Origin of the sequence: Thioclava sediminum (genome assembly GCF_002020355.1) — a bacterium.
GTDB lineage: Bacteria > Pseudomonadota > Alphaproteobacteria > Rhodobacterales > Rhodobacteraceae > Thioclava > Thioclava sediminum.
In genome coordinates, this window is record NZ_MPZV01000002.1 from 785181 (window position 1) to 799383 (window position 14203).

The 14203-nt window shown below is 64.6% G+C and carries 9 protein-coding genes; 3 read left to right on the forward strand and 6 right to left on the reverse strand.

Going from position 1 to position 14203, the window contains the following annotated elements; all coding sequences use genetic code 11:
• Nucleotides 1-22: 22 nt before the first annotated feature.
• Nucleotides 23-2392: a glycosyltransferase family 4 protein gene (locus BMI91_RS11130; protein ID WP_078604944.1), complete on the forward strand. Its 2370-nt coding sequence runs from the start codon at nt 23-25 to the stop codon at nt 2390-2392.
• A gap of 3 nt (nt 2393-2395) precedes the next feature.
• On the opposite strand, the gene BMI91_RS11135 is transcribed toward BMI91_RS11130, so the two are convergent.
• The gene (locus BMI91_RS11135) at nt 2396-3463 is read right to left on the reverse strand and encodes a DUF2793 domain-containing protein (RefSeq protein ID WP_078604945.1); all 1068 of its coding nucleotides are present in this window, start codon (nt 3461-3463) and stop codon (nt 2396-2398) included.
• 145 nt (nt 3464-3608) lie between these two features.
• Between BMI91_RS11135 and BMI91_RS11140 the strand changes: the two genes are divergently transcribed.
• A complete protein-coding gene (locus tag BMI91_RS11140) occupies nt 3609-5006 on the forward strand; it encodes a phosphomannomutase (RefSeq protein ID WP_078604946.1) in 1398 nt (465 codons plus the stop codon).
• Here the strand turns inward: BMI91_RS11140 and BMI91_RS11145 are convergent.
• From BMI91_RS11145 to BMI91_RS11155, 3 genes are all read right to left on the reverse strand, one after another.
• Nucleotides 5003-7729 carry a DUF4214 domain-containing protein gene (locus tag BMI91_RS11145; protein WP_078604947.1) on the reverse strand — a complete coding sequence of 909 codons (2727 nt, stop codon included), beginning with the start codon at nt 7727-7729 and terminating at the stop codon, nt 5003-5005. The two genes, BMI91_RS11140 and BMI91_RS11145, sit on opposite strands and share 4 nt — an antisense overlap.
• A 134-nt stretch (nt 7730-7863) precedes the next feature.
• A complete protein-coding gene (locus BMI91_RS11150; RefSeq protein WP_078604948.1) occupies nt 7864-8517 on the reverse strand; it encodes an ABC transporter ATP-binding protein in 654 nt (217 codons plus the stop codon).
• 5 nt (nt 8518-8522) lie between these two features.
• Nucleotides 8523-9851 (reverse strand): KpsE/RkpR family capsule polysaccharide export protein, encoded by a 1329-nt coding sequence (locus BMI91_RS11155; protein WP_146684072.1) that lies wholly within the window; start codon nt 9849-9851, stop codon nt 8523-8525.
• Here BMI91_RS11155 and BMI91_RS11160 point away from each other — a divergent pair.
• Complete coding sequence (locus BMI91_RS11160) at nt 9828-10625, forward strand: ABC transporter permease (protein WP_078604950.1); 798 nt, start codon at nt 9828-9830, stop codon at nt 10623-10625. The two genes, BMI91_RS11155 and BMI91_RS11160, sit on opposite strands and share 24 nt — an antisense overlap.
• On the opposite strand, the gene BMI91_RS11165 is transcribed toward BMI91_RS11160, so the two are convergent.
• The gene (locus BMI91_RS11165; RefSeq protein WP_078604951.1) at nt 10591-11760 is read right to left on the reverse strand and encodes a hypothetical protein; all 1170 of its coding nucleotides are present in this window, start codon (nt 11758-11760) and stop codon (nt 10591-10593) included. The genes BMI91_RS11160 and BMI91_RS11165 overlap by 35 nt on opposite strands.
• Entirely contained in the window at nt 11757-14177 is a 2421-nt protein-coding gene (locus tag BMI91_RS11170) for a glycosyltransferase (RefSeq protein WP_158522139.1), read from the reverse strand. The genes BMI91_RS11165 and BMI91_RS11170 overlap by 4 nt, the downstream gene beginning before the upstream one ends.
• Nucleotides 14178-14203 lie beyond the last annotated feature (26 nt).

The window sequence follows — 14203 nt, forward strand, 5'->3', positions numbered from 1 at the left end:
TTGTTTTTCATCAAGGAATTGCATGTCGACTTTCGTTCCGCCGCCGTCAGCCATCTCACTGCTCCATCGCCTGCGCGGCTATCGCGGCGCGCTGGAGCGGATCGAGAACGGGAGGGTGATCGGCTGGATCGCGAAAAAAGGCGACGGCACTCCGCTCGACATTGAAATCCACTGCAGTGCCGGGCGGCTCCTCTCGGGGCGCGCGGCGATGTTTCGCGCCGACCTTGCACAGGCTGGCATCGGCACGGGCAATCACGGCTTCGCCTTGCCGCTGTCGGCGGCCCTGCAAGAGGCCGCGGGCGGCGAGATCAGCCTCCACATCCCCGGCAGCGGCCCAATCGCCACGCTGTGCTTCGACCCCGACGCGACGCCGCTTCCAAAAGAGAAAGACGCCCTGCATCGCTATATGCATGGCCCGATCATCACGCTGCGCGCCGCGTCCACCGCACAGACGGACACGCGCGATCTGACCGCGCAGCAACCGCTCTTCGCGGCGCGGTCCGCGCATGGCGAAGACCTGCCCGCGCCTCTCTTTTCCTACATCGATTACGCGCGCCATCGCACGGGCGTGGCAGAGGAACTCCCCCTCGATGGCAGCGATGCGGCAGTGTCGGACATCCTGCGCTGGTATCTCGACAGCTACGCCGCGCAGCACCCGTCGCAGCAAATCCCGCTGAGCTGCGCCGCGATCGACTGGCTCAACACGCAGACCCGCCCCGGCGGACCGAGCCGCGCGATGGACCTCTTCGGTAAGACCGGCGACCCGGACGCGGCGACCGCATGGGCACTCCGCGACGCCCCGTCGCTCGGGCTCGGCGATTGTCTCCTCCCCGACAGCCTGATGGAGGCGCTGGCAGAGACGAAAGGCTCCAGCCCCTGGCCGATGACCCGCGGACTTCTGGGCCTGCGCGAGGCGACCCCGCCGCTCGCGCAATTCTCGCCGAAGACCGAGCGCCACCGCCGGATGCTGCACGTGCTCGCGATGATCCTCGCGGTCGAGCGGCCCGAGATCCTTCTATTCCTGCCCCGCAACGAAACGAAATCGCTGCTCGAAGGTGGCCGCCTCTCGGATGTCTGCTCGCAACTGCATCCCGGCCCGCCGATCACCCGCGCGCGCTATGCTGCAGCGCTGCGCGAGAAGGGCTTCGACCTCGAGAGCATGTCCTTCCTGCGCACGCGCGACGGCCATCGGATCGCCGCCGCCACGCACCCCATCCCCGAGGGCACCCCCGTCGACGTTCAGATCCACGGTCCCTTCGCGAAAGCCTCCGGGCTGGGCCAATCGACGCGGCTGTCGCATGACATTTTGTCCCGCTGCGACGTCACGCTCAACGCGGTGGAAAGTTCGCGCGACAATCCGACGCCCGTGCAAAACGGCGCCAAGACCGGCGCGCCCCGCCCCGCGCGGATCAACCTGCTGCACCTGAATGGCGACGCGGTGCCCCCGGCCTTCGCCTTCGACGCCGACTGCTACTCCGGCGCCTACAACATCGCCTATATGCATTGGGAGTTGGACCGCGCCCCGGCCTGCCATCACCTCGCGCTCGACCTTGTCGACGAGGTCTGGGTGCCCTCGGAATACTGCGCCGAGATTTACCGCAAAGCGACCGACACGCCGGTGGTGAATGTCGGGATGTGCTACCCCGAACCGCCCGCCATCGACCGGCCCCACGCGCGCAGCGCCCTGCGCCAACGCAACGATTGGCCCGAGGAAAGCTTCGTCTGCCTCGCCAGTTTCGATAGTTTCTCCTTCGTGCAACGGAAAAACCCGCTCGGCACGATCCACGCCTTCCGCGAAGCCTTCGCCGAGGACGCGGAGGCGCGCCTGCTGATCAAGACGCAAAATCGCGACCATGTCTGCGATGCGGCACAGGCTACGCTCTGGGCCGAAATCGACCGGCTCGTCGCAGCCGATCCGCGCATCGCTTTGCTCGACGAGACGCTCGATCACGCCGGGGTGCTGGAGCTGATGGCCGGCGCGGACCTCTACGTGTCGCTACATCGCTCCGAGGGCTGGGGGTTCGGTATGCTCGAGGCGATGGCGCTAGGCGTGCCGGTCCTGTGCACGGGCTATTCCGGAAATCTGGAATTCTGCAACGAGGACACCGCGTGGCTCGTGCCCGCGTCCGAGGTAGAAGTCGCGCCGCAGGACTATCTCTATGTCGAGCCCGGAATGCACTGGGGCGAGCCGGATCACGCCGCCGCCGTCGCCCAGTTCCGCGCGGCGCGCAGCGACCCGGACGCGCGCAAGAAAAAGGCGGCGCAGGCCGAAGCCTTCGTGCGCCGCCACTTTTCTGCCGATGCGATTGCCGCGCGCTACAGTGCCCGCCTGTCCGAGATTTTCACCCGGCTCGACGGGGCGCACAAACCGCTCGCCCGCCCCGCCGAGTAAGCGTCACACCCAGCGCCCGATCGCGGTGACGCTCAGATCGCAGCTTTCACCGCTGAGGAAACTCGCGCCATTCGCGGCATAGACCACGGCGCGCGCGCCCGAGCTTGTGACGCCCTCGACCCCCGCAAAAGAGATCGCGCCCGCGCCGATGGCGCTGCCTGCCGCGAGGCTGTCCGCATCGAGCGCGACACTCAGAGAGGGCGCCTGCGCGAATTGCGCCGGATAGGCCCAGTCCTGCTTGAGCGCCCAATCTGCGACGAAAGCGAGGCTCACCTGCGCCGAACAAATCTGCGTGCCGTCGGCAAAACGGATGTAATCACCCGAGACGGTGCTGCCCTGCTCGATCACGGCCCCCGTCGACACGCCGCCGACCTGCGCGACCGTGCCGACAACACCGCTGCCCGTCAGCGTCCCGTCGATCACCGCGCCTTGCGGCATCGCCGCGCGCCCGGTGGCAGCGTCGATGCGCAGCCCCTCGAACCAGGTCGCGCCGTCCGCGCTCGTCTTGATTGCGAAATCGTCGCTGCCTGCCAGCCCCATCTCGGCCCGGCCCGACCAGTTCGACTGGAACAACAGGCTTGCCGTCTCGCCCGCCGCCGCCTTGTTCAGCTTCAACTGATGGCCCGCCCCGGCATGGCTCAGAAGCGTGGCCTCCGCCGCGACGGAAAGCCGGTTCACCGCGTCATAGCCGGTCATGATCCCGAGTCCGTCGAGCTGACTCAACTCCGGCAACGGCGGTACGTCCCAAGTGCCCGCGGCGAAGACCAGCTCCACCGCCTCATCCAGTACATAAGCGCGCCAGCCCTCGCGCGGGGACACGAATTGCCACGCCCCGGCCGCAAAGATCGCAAGCGCCCCGTCCTGCCCCGCCCATGCGCCCAGCGCCCCGGTGGGCAGCAGATACCGCGCCCCCTCCGGCGGACCGATCGGCGGCTCGGTCACGCTGCGCGAAATCATCGCAAGCTGCACGAGTGTATCGAGCCGTTGCAGCGCTTCGTTATGGGTGACGTGTTTCTGGGCTTGGCTGCCAAGGATAAGCGGCAGCGCGAGATTGGCGGTCTGATCGGACATCGGGAGTTCCTGCGCTGGGTTGCGATGGAGGCCGACGATAGGAACCCGGCGTTAACCGTGTTTGAGAGCGGCGCACGGTGCTTGCCTGTCCGCGCCCCTCCCCCTAGGTTCGGCCCAATTTCAACGGCGCAGCATTCGAGGACATATGGCACCGAAATTTGGCACCAGCGGCCTACGCGGCCTCGTCACCGAACTGACCGACGCGCTGGTCACCGATTACACCCGCGCTTTCATTTCGGCCTGCCCACAGGGCGAAGCCGTTCATGTCGGCTGGGACCTGCGCCCCTCCTCCCCCGCAATCGCCGAGACCGTCATCGCCGCGATCCGCGCCGCTGGCCTCACCGCCATTCGCGAAGGCGCGCTTCCCACGCCCGCTCTGGCGCTTGCCTCGATGGGGGCGGGCAATTCGGCAATCATGGTTACCGGCAGCCACATTCCCGCCGATCGCAACGGTCTGAAATTCTACGTCCCGCATGGCGAGATCGCCAAAGAGGACGAGGCCGCGATTCTCGACCGGCTCGGTCAGGACCATCCCGCAGCCGAAAAACCGGGACCCGAAATCCCGGGGACGGACAGCGCGGCACGCTACATCGCGCGCTATGTCGACGGGTTCGGGGCGGACGCCCTCGCAGGGCTGCGCATCGGCGTCTATCAGCACAGCTCGGTCGCGCGCGACATCCTCGTCACCGCAGTGGAGGCGATGGGCGCGACCGCAGTGCCACTCGCACGTTCCGACGTTTTCATCCCCGTCGACACCGAGGCGGTCGATCCCGAGACCCGCAAAACCCTGCAACGCTGGTGCGCCGAACACCAGCTCGATGCGGTTATCTCGACCGATGGCGATGCCGACCGTCCGATGCTGAGCGACGAGACCGGCACGCTGATCCCCGGCGACGTGTTGGGCGCGCTGACCGCGCGGCTTCTCGGGGCGAAAATCCTCTGCACGCCGGTCTCCGCCAATACGATGGTCAATGCGATGCCCGAATTCGACAGCATCCATCGCACGAAGATCGGCTCGCCCTTCGTGATCGCCGCGATGGAGGCCGCGCGCGATGCCGATCCCTCCGCGAAGGTCGTGGGCTATGAGCCCAATGGCGGCTTCCTCCTGGGCTTCACCGCGACGGGTCCAGCGGGGCCGATTGCGCCGCTCGCGACGCGCGATTGCCTGCTGCCGATCATCGCGCCGCTCGTCGCAGCGAAACAGGCCGGCACCGCCCTCAGCGGCCTTGTCGCCCAGCTTCCCGCCCGTTTCACGGCGGCCGACCGGGTCGCCGAAGTCCCGACGGACCGCTCGCGCGACTTCATCGACCGCCTTGCTGACGACCCTACCGCCCGGGCGGAATTCTTCAGCGATTTCGTCCCGGCCGAACAGATCGACCGCACCGACGGGCTGCGCCTGACCTTCCCCTCGGGCGAGATCGTCCATCTACGCCCCTCGGGCAACGCACCCGAATGCCGTTGCTATGCCGAAGCCGCAACACCGGAGCGCGCACAGGCCCTCGTGGCGCGCTATCTTGAAGCGCTACGAACTGAACTCGCCTAGCCCGAGACGTCGAACATCCCGTCGGTGAACAGGCCGAGATCGGCATCGATGAACTCGACCGTGACGCCCTGATCGGTGAAGGTCACGCCGGAGCCCGCCTCGACCATATGGCTGCGGGCTTCGGCGGCAGAGCTGTAGTTGAAGCCATCGAAGCTCAGCCGATCCCAGGGCTCGATGTCGATAATGACGTGATGCCCGTCCTCATCGGCGCGGAAGACGAACTGATCCGCCATCGCACCGCCCTGCAGCAGATTGTACCCCTCGCCGCCATCGAGTTGATCCTCGAAGCCGAAAGAGCGGAACCAATCGATCTGCGGCTGCGCCGTCTGGGTGATCATCTCGGGGCTTTGCGCAAATGAGGCGACCATCTTCTCGCGGGTGTAGCCCCCGCTGTCGAGCTGATCGACCCACCATGTCAGCCCCTCGCTATCCGGCGCGCGCCCCAAGACGTTCTGATAGAGAAGCGAGACGAAACCGGCATCGTCGAGATTGCCATAGGTCGACGTGAATTCGGGCGAATTGACGAAGCCGGAGACGACATCGAGAAACTCCATCCCGTCCGCCTGCATCTCGCTCCAATACATCATCCCGCCAAGGTTCGGCTCGCGCCCCAGCGTCGCTTGATACAAACGGAACACGTCATCGGTGAAATCCGTCTGCGCACTGGCATGGCTCAGCATGAGCGTGTCGATCTCTGTCGAATCCCGAAATTCCGGGCTTTCCGAAAATCCCAAAACAATCTCCTCCCGACTTTTTACCCCCTGATCCAGCTGGTCGAGCCAATAGGTCAGCCCCCCGTCATCGGGGCTCCGATCCAGAACATTCTGGTAAAGCAGCGTCAGGAACTCCGCGTCGCTCGTCTCCGCGTAGTTCGACTGGAATTCCGGCGAGTTGATGAACCGATCCGCAACCTCCTGCAGTTCGACCGCGCCGCTCGACAGAAGGTCCGTCCAATAGTGCAGACCGTTCCCATCGGGCGCCCGGTCAAGCGTCGCCTGATAGACCCGGAACACCTGTGCCGCGAACGGGTCGTAGCTGCGATCGATCCGCCCGCCATTGAGCAGATCATCGCCCGCCATGCCTTGCAGGATATCCGACCCGTCATTGCCGACGAGCAGATCATCGCCGCCGCGCCCGTCGATCAGATCGCCCTGCGCGGTACCTTCCTTGTGGATATCGCCAACCTCGAGCGGGTTGATCGCGGAATGCCACAGATCGCGCAGCTCCGAGGTTTCGAAATCCGCGGCGCTCAGGCTTGAGCCGTCCGCGGTATTCACGATCACCCGCTCATCGCCGATCCGGATATCCGCCCCCGTCGCGGTCGGGGCGATATCCAGAGCCTCCTTGGTGTAGAACCACGCCATGCTCGAGAGGTCGAGCCGATCGATGCCGGGCTCGTAATCCATGATGAAATCGGTTCGCCCGTCCGCGTCGAGCACGAACACATCCTGCCCCTCGCCGCCCCAGAGAGAATCGGCGCCACCGCCATCTTGCAGTATGTCCGCCCCCGCCCCGCCACGGATTTGGTCATCGCCAGCGCCACCGGAAATCTGATCGTTTTCGACGCCTCCGTTCGCGGTGTCGCCGCCATCGCCAAGCTTCAGCGCCAGACCGTCAGGGCCCAACTCCACCTTGATATGGCTGATCCCCATCCCCTGATCGCTCACGCTCGCGGGCACGTCGCCCGCCACGAAAATATCGAGCCCGGTCGCACCGGCGATCATCGCCGCCGCAGCTGGATCAGACAGCGCGGTTTCTAGCCCGTCCGCCAGCGTCCCGATCTGGACCAGTTTGCCGCCGGGCAGCAGCGTGAGCAGGCTGACCCCGTCATCGGCGCCTCCGGCCAGCACATAAACCTGATCGCCCATCGTCACGGTTTCGAGCGTCGTCACGCCGTCGAACCGCGTGCCCAGATCGTCATTGATCTGATCGGTGACCTCCATCCGCCCGCCCGGACCAAGCGCCACGACAGAGATCGAGCTTGTGCCCGCCGCCCCCAGAAGCGCGTAGGCCTGTCCGCCCACCTGGATGGTCTCGATCGAATTCGGGGTGTTGATGAAGAGGCCGTCGCGCGCATCGATCTGACTGGCGATATGCAGCTGTCCCTGCGTATCGAGCGCGAGCGTGGTCAGCGAATTATCCGTCACCGAAGCCGCAAGGACATACTGCGCGCCCTCGATCTCGACCGTATCGAGCGCATGGACGTCATTCTCTGACCAGACCTCGCCCGCGATGCCCTGCGCGATCTCGGTCATCCGGCCTCCGGCACCCATCTGCCAGACATGCAGCCCGCTGCCATGCGACAGGGCCCCGACGAAAAAGCTCTGCGCGCCCGGTTGCAGCGGCGCGATCGCAAGCACCGCACCCGGCGCAACCGCGCCCGGCAGCGTGAACACATCGCTGATTCCGCCGTCATTCTGGTTCAGCCAGACCGCCTGAAACGCGCCCGACGCCGAACCGGTCACCATCAAGGCCGGGCTGCCGTCGATCGAAATCTCGGTCAGCGTCCCGGCTGCATCCAGCCCCGAACTCTCGCTCAGATAAGCCAGATCGCTCGCATTCAGCCGCGCAGTCAGCGGGATCTGCGAGATACCGCCCGGCGCATTGGAAATCGAATAGAGCGTCGGCCCCGTCTCGCCCTGCACTAGAAGCAGGTCGGTGATCGACGTCAGGAAATTTTCCGCGCCATTCGTAACAGTCGCGACCGGCACCAATTGAGGCATAGTCACCTCCGCTTTCCATGTTCACACTGTCTCAACTGTGAGGCGCGGCTGGGTACGGAGCGCGGAGGAAAAGCGGCCTAAAAAGGGTTTTCTCTCAATATTTTAATAGAATGCGACGGCTCACAGCGCCCAGCTCAAAGCATGTTGCGTTCGTGGCAGGCAATCGCGGCGTTGAGATCGTCGAAAAACTCAAGCCGCCCACGCTCCAGCACCGCGCCGCAATCGCAAATCTCGCGCAACTGGTTCATCGAGTGGCTGACCACGACAGCCCCGGCGTCTTTCAGACGGTCGCGAAACAGGGCCGCGCTCTTCTCGCGAAACGCGGCATCGCCGACCGCCGTAATCTCGTCGACGAGATAGGTGTCGAAGCTGATCGCCATCGACGCCGCAAACGCCAATCGCGCGCGCATCCCGGAAGAATAGCTGCGCAGCGGCATCCGGAAATGAGCCCCGAGCTCGGCGGTCGCCTCGACGAAAGCCACCATCTCATCGGTATCCACCCCGTAGATCCGCGCGATGAAGCGGCAATTCTGCGCGCCCGTCAGATCATTGTGAAACGAGCCCGCGAAGCCCACCGGGAACGACACGCTGCCCCGCGCATTCACCCTCCCGCGATCCGGACGCGCGGTACCTGCGATCATCTGCAGCAGCGTCGACTTTCCGGCCCCGTTTTTCCCCAGCAAAGCGACGGATCGCCCGCTTGGAAAGCTCGCACAAATATCGCGCGCCACGACCTTCTCGCCACCTGGGACGCGGAAACTCTTGCTGAGGTTTTGCAGCCGGATCATCGCCGTTACCGACGGTCCCGGATCGCGTAGCCCACCAGGATGCCAATCGCCCAAAGCAAAACGAGGCTACCCGCGATCAACGCCAGAAGCGTTTCGCGCCGTGGATATTCGGCACTTTCGGCAAGGGTTGGCGCCATGAATGTTGCAAGAAAGCGGCTTTTCCGGCGCGCCTCGGCCTGAGCCGCGTCATAGCTTGCGCGGGTCGCCGCATAAGCACGCTCTGAGAATTCGCGCTCCGCCATAAGCCGCTCGTACTCGCCGACGATGCTCGCGAAAGCCTCTTCCTGGGAGCCGCCATCGATCCCAAGCTTGCGGCGCTCCGCCCCGATTCTGTCCTCGATCACCGCAAGTCGCCGCTCCGCCTGCTTCAACCGAGGATCCGTCCCGCTGCGCACCGTGCCGCGCAGCAGATCACTCTCGATCATCACCTGCGCCTGCTGTTCGAGCAGCGACCCCAGCACCCCCGCCTGACTCTGCAAATCCATCTCCGGACTGATCAGTTGGTGGCGATTGCGGAAAGTGGTGAGCGCCGTTCGCGCCGTCGTCAGACGCGCCTCGGCGCGCCGCAACTCTCCGCGCGCATGGCGAATCGCATCCTCGCGCGCCGCGTTGCTGAGCCGGTTAATCATCGCAGAGCTTTGTGCCATCAAGGTCTGCGCGATCCGCTGTGCCGCGCCCGGATCGAAAGCGCGCACCTCAATGTCGAGCAGCCCCGCGCCCGCCCCGTGCCGCACATGAACCATGCGGTTCCAATAGGCGACAAGCTCCTCCAGAGTGGCGTCGCTAGGAAGCCCGAACACCGGATCGGATCGATCGCGCGACCAGATGGCCGTCAGATCGAGCGCATCATCGATCTGCGCAACAAGGCTCGGGCTTTGAATGAATTCATAGAGAATGTCGGTGTCGCTCGAAGACGCGCCCGACAGGCTGGACAGACCGCCGAAAAGATCGAGCGCCGGCGCCATTTCCTCCCGCTGAACCGTGAAGCCGACGCGTGAAACGAACTGATCCGCCGCCTGCGCATAAAGATAATAGGTCGCCACCAGAACCGGCGCGATCACCAGCGTCAGGAAGCTTAACGCCACAGTCTGATGCCGCCGCCGCCAGCGCGCCTTGCGCGCGGGGCGCGCGTATGCGCTCGGCACCGGCCGGAGCGGCACTGGCACTTCGCGCAACCCAGCCCCCTTTGCGAGGACGGGCGTCGCCTGCGTAGGCTCGTTAACCGCGTGTTTCACAATTGGCTCCACTATCGGTCGCGTCAGGTTCCAGCGAACACGATCCGAATTGAAAACCGGTAAACGAGGCTCGAAATGTTCTCCTCCCGCGCGGCGCACATCCCGACCCGGTCCTTTCCGGCGCTTCGTGCCATCGGCGCGCTCATTCTGCGCGAGATGTCGGCAAGCTACGGTCGCTCACCGGGGGGCTATCTTTGGGCGTTGCTCGAGCCGATCGGCGGCGTCGCATTGTTGACGCTGTTCTTTTCGCTGACCTTTCACACCCCGCCGCTCGGGGCCAGCTTCGCCCTTTTCTACGCGACGGGCTTGCTGCCATTCATGTTGTTTTCAGACGTTCAGTCGAAGGTCGCCAACGCCCTCACCTACTCGCGCGCGCTCCTCGCCTATCCCACTGTGAGCTTTGTCGATGCGCTCATCGCACGGCTCGCCCTGAATGCGCTGACGAAACTTGTTGTTTCTTACCTCGTCCTACACGGATGCCTCCTGATGTTCGACACCCGCGCAAGCCCAGATCCACTGCGTATCTTGGAAGCAGCGGGGCTCGCCGTACTGCTTTCCTTCGGGATCGGCACCCTTAACTGCTACCTCTTTCTGCGCGCGCCGGTCTGGCAGCAGATATGGTCTATCCTGATGAGACCGATGTTCCTGATTTCCGGAGTCTTTTTTCTCACCGACCAATTGCCGCGCTGGGCCGCGGATACCCTTTGGTTTAACCCGCTGGTCCATGTGATCGGCTATCTGCGACGCGGCTTTTTCCCGACCTATCAGCCCGATTATCTCTCTGCGTTCTACGTAATCGGCGTGTCGCTCGTAGCCTTGGCCCTTGGCCTTTTAGCCCTCAGGACGAGCTACCGGGATCTCCTCGCAAGGTGAACGATCTGGGCCGCGGCGTTTGATCTCGCGGCGCTCTAAGGAGCGCGGTCCGCCACAGATGAGAACGGTCCTCGCGCAGAAGGACACCGAGCCGCTCCGCTATGGACGCGTCGAGTGCACCGAGCTCGGCACCCTCGGACAACGGTTTTGAAAGAAGCTGTCCTGCAAACGCGCGCAATTCACCGAGATCATCGAGCGGCGCTGGGCCGCGCTCGATTTCAGGATGATACGGATATGGCGCCGTCCAGAGCGGGTCGTCGAATATTTCCTCCGCTTGTACGGCGGGTAAGACGCGCTCGAGCTCTCGACGATGGCTCTGTGCAAGCCGCTGCAGTGTCTCGACGTGATGTGGCGCGATCGCCCACGCGCGGCGCAACATGGGGCCGTTCGCCATTTGCCGTTGCAATACGAACTCGATCTCTGCGCGATGGCTATCCGGCCGAAAACGACGATTGCGCAGCAAAAAACCAAACTGTGCTGCGCTGCCCGTGCTGTGGCACGGTCCGGTTGCGCTACCCGGCGTTCCTAGCAAAGCGTCGGCGAAGGTGACCACATCCTGCTTTGCTGACGCGACTTGCAGTCCTACGTTGGGAATGCGCGCCCAGGCTGCGAGATCTTCACCAAAGCTGAACGGGACACGGCGGGACGAAATCCAATCGTCGAAGCGGGGCCGACTCCAGACACCCCATTGCCAGAACGCCGCGTTCATCCACGTCAGGGGAGGACGCAGAAAGGCCAGCACGGTCACGGGCGGATGGCCGAGGTCTGAAAGCAGCCGCGTGAAGAATTCGGGACGACGAATCCAGCCCTCATTCGAGAAGAACGGGATGTAGCGGTGCCGACGCGCGCGTGCGATCTCGCGCAAGACGAAATCGCCGAGAGATTTCGCCGCGACCTCGCGGCCGGGATCGGGCATCGAGACATAGCCATAGGAAGATAGCGCTGCGGCGCGGCGCACGGCCCTGCCACGCGACGGCATGAGTTTGCCGCCCACCCGCACCGCGCCGATATAGCGCACACGCAAACCGGCGCGCGACGGCCGGTCCGGTTCCGCGCTCCATGCTGCTTGAAGGGCCGAACTGCCGCATTTCGGGGCGCCTATATGGAAGATCGCATGACTGTCTTCGAACGTCATGCCACCCACCTCTGCATAGCGGGCGCCCCGAGGAGACGATCGATGTCTATATCCGATGGCCACCGTGGCCCCGGCAAGACATCCCCCTGTGCGCCTGCAGCTCTGACCGCTTCAGCTTGAGCGCCAAGGTCGAAACAATACACGGGCAGGCCGGTGGCGAGCGCCTCATGCGTGGTGAAGGAAAAGGTTTCCGGCCAAAGCGATGGGATCAGCCATCGCTCAATTTCGTACCGCGCTACCAGCATCTGCAAATCTAGGGGCTCAAACGGGCCGTGAACGTGGTTCGGCGCTCCCAAATGAAACCGCGGATCGAGACTTCCCAACAGGACCAGCCGCGCGCGGCCATTGGCGGCGAAGGTCTCGCCCAGAGCTTCGACAACCGCTGCGCCTTTGTGGACGCTGATATGACCAAGCACGCCAAGAACAGAGCCCGCGGTGGGGGACCCCTCCTGGTGTCCCGGAGGCGCATGAATGAGAGCCGCAGGGCGCGCCACATGATGCGGTTTGCAGTCGATCTTATGCGCGCAATCGGGACGAGCCGAAGCTACAATTTCTGCGGAGCTGCGGGAGAATACTTGCAATCGCGTTGCGCTGGTCAGTGCCGTGCCCCACGCGCTTTCCCAATCCGAGAGTTCGTCGGTTGAAGAGCGCCGAGACGACTTTCGAGACTTGGCCCGAGGGCCGATGTATTCGGGGATCTCGCGCAAGCTGTTTGGCGCACGCAGGAGCGTGTAGGCCTCGCTTAGGGGCAAGTAGTCGTGAAACAGGATATCGAGCCGCTGCCCCGCGGATAGTTCCGTAAGCAGCGCGGGTATCTCGAGCGGGCTCGGATGGCCAACGCCGCAGGAATAGATGACGTGGCGATCCGGCAGAAGCTTCAGCAGGGATAGCACTACCGCGCGATCCGATGTCTCGACCGTGCTCAGGCCTAGCGGGTCGTGAAGCTCGATAGACCAGCGCACGGGCCCACCGACGCGAAGAACGACGCACCGCCGGCCGGCGCGAAGCTCCGAGGCGATTTCTTTGCGCAACCACATTTCCGCCCCACCGCCGAGGGAATGTCCGAGCCATAACTTGATCGGCTCGCCTTGCAGCGCACCCGCTCGGGCTAGGGCGAGCGCGAAACGCGGGGCCGCGAGCGGATCACTGGCGAGAAAACGATCGACGGCGCGCGGATAGCTTGGATAGCGCCTCTCGATCTTCGCCTGATTGGCATCCAGAAGCTTTCGCCGCGCCGCCGCACCGAAGGAGGCGCTACCGCGATGCTCCACGAAGAGCGAGCCGATCCCGACATGCCGCCCGCCAAGCCGCCGCGCCTTCTGACACCAATCCGTCTCTTCCCCGTAGCCGCGCCCGAACGCAGGATCGAATCGCGGGAGCTTGGTAAGAAAGTGCGGCGCGAGCGCCATGCAAAAGCCGATCCCGGTCGGCAGTTCGGCGCGCGCCTGCACCGGGTTCATGCGCGCGGCGATGGCGTCGATCTGACCGACGGCACCGGGCGGCAAATCGCTCCGCGCTCCGGCTGTCGGCACGGACAATATCTGCGCGTCATTCGACATTGGCGTGACGCTTGCGACCTGCGGATCGGAAAGCGGAGCCAAAAGCCGCGACGCCCAGCCTGCGGGCACGAGGGCATCGGAATTCAGCAAGACCACGGGGCGATCGGGAAAGCGCCTGAGCGCCGCTTCAAACCCGCGATTGACCGACGCGACGAAGCCGAGATTTGCGTCATTTTCCAGAAGCGTCACATTGGCCCGGCCAGCACCCCAATCGCGCAGAAACGGCCGCATCTCTGGATCGGTCGAGCGATCCTCGATCACGATCAGATGCCAGTCGAGATCGGTGTGCTGCACGACGCGGGCGAGCGCCTCGCGCAGCAGCGCCCGCGCGTTGAACACGGGCAACACGATCACGATCCCGGGGAACGTAGGCGGCTCAGTCGGCGACGAGTCGCGGAGAAAATCAGACGGCAGCGTCGCACCCCGCGACTGCCCCACGAAACCGAGCGCAGATTTCACGCGAATTCCCGCAGCACTGTCGCCGTGGTGTCGCCAGCGCCAGATATCGTGGGCATGACGGGCGATTCGCCACAGGAACACCGGGGTAAGACGCAACTGCTCCCATGCGAGGCGAACCCTGCCGATCGGCGGCAATACCCAGCTTTCCTCACCCTGCCCATCGGCACCTGTATCGGGAATGACCAGCTCCACCTTGCCGGGCCAGAAAGGCACATCAAAGGCGAACTTCGCTTGCCCCGATGGATCAGGCTCGAGCGCGCAGCGCTGCGCCACGCCCCCCAGGCGTAAAATCACCTCGCGCGCATCGATTCGCCCTTCCAGGCGAAGACGGTTGCCGCGGAAATCGTAGCGCGTGACATGCACCCGCCGAGCCGCCGCGCGCGGCCCCAGATCCGGCACCCTCCGCGAAATCCTGAGATTCGCAT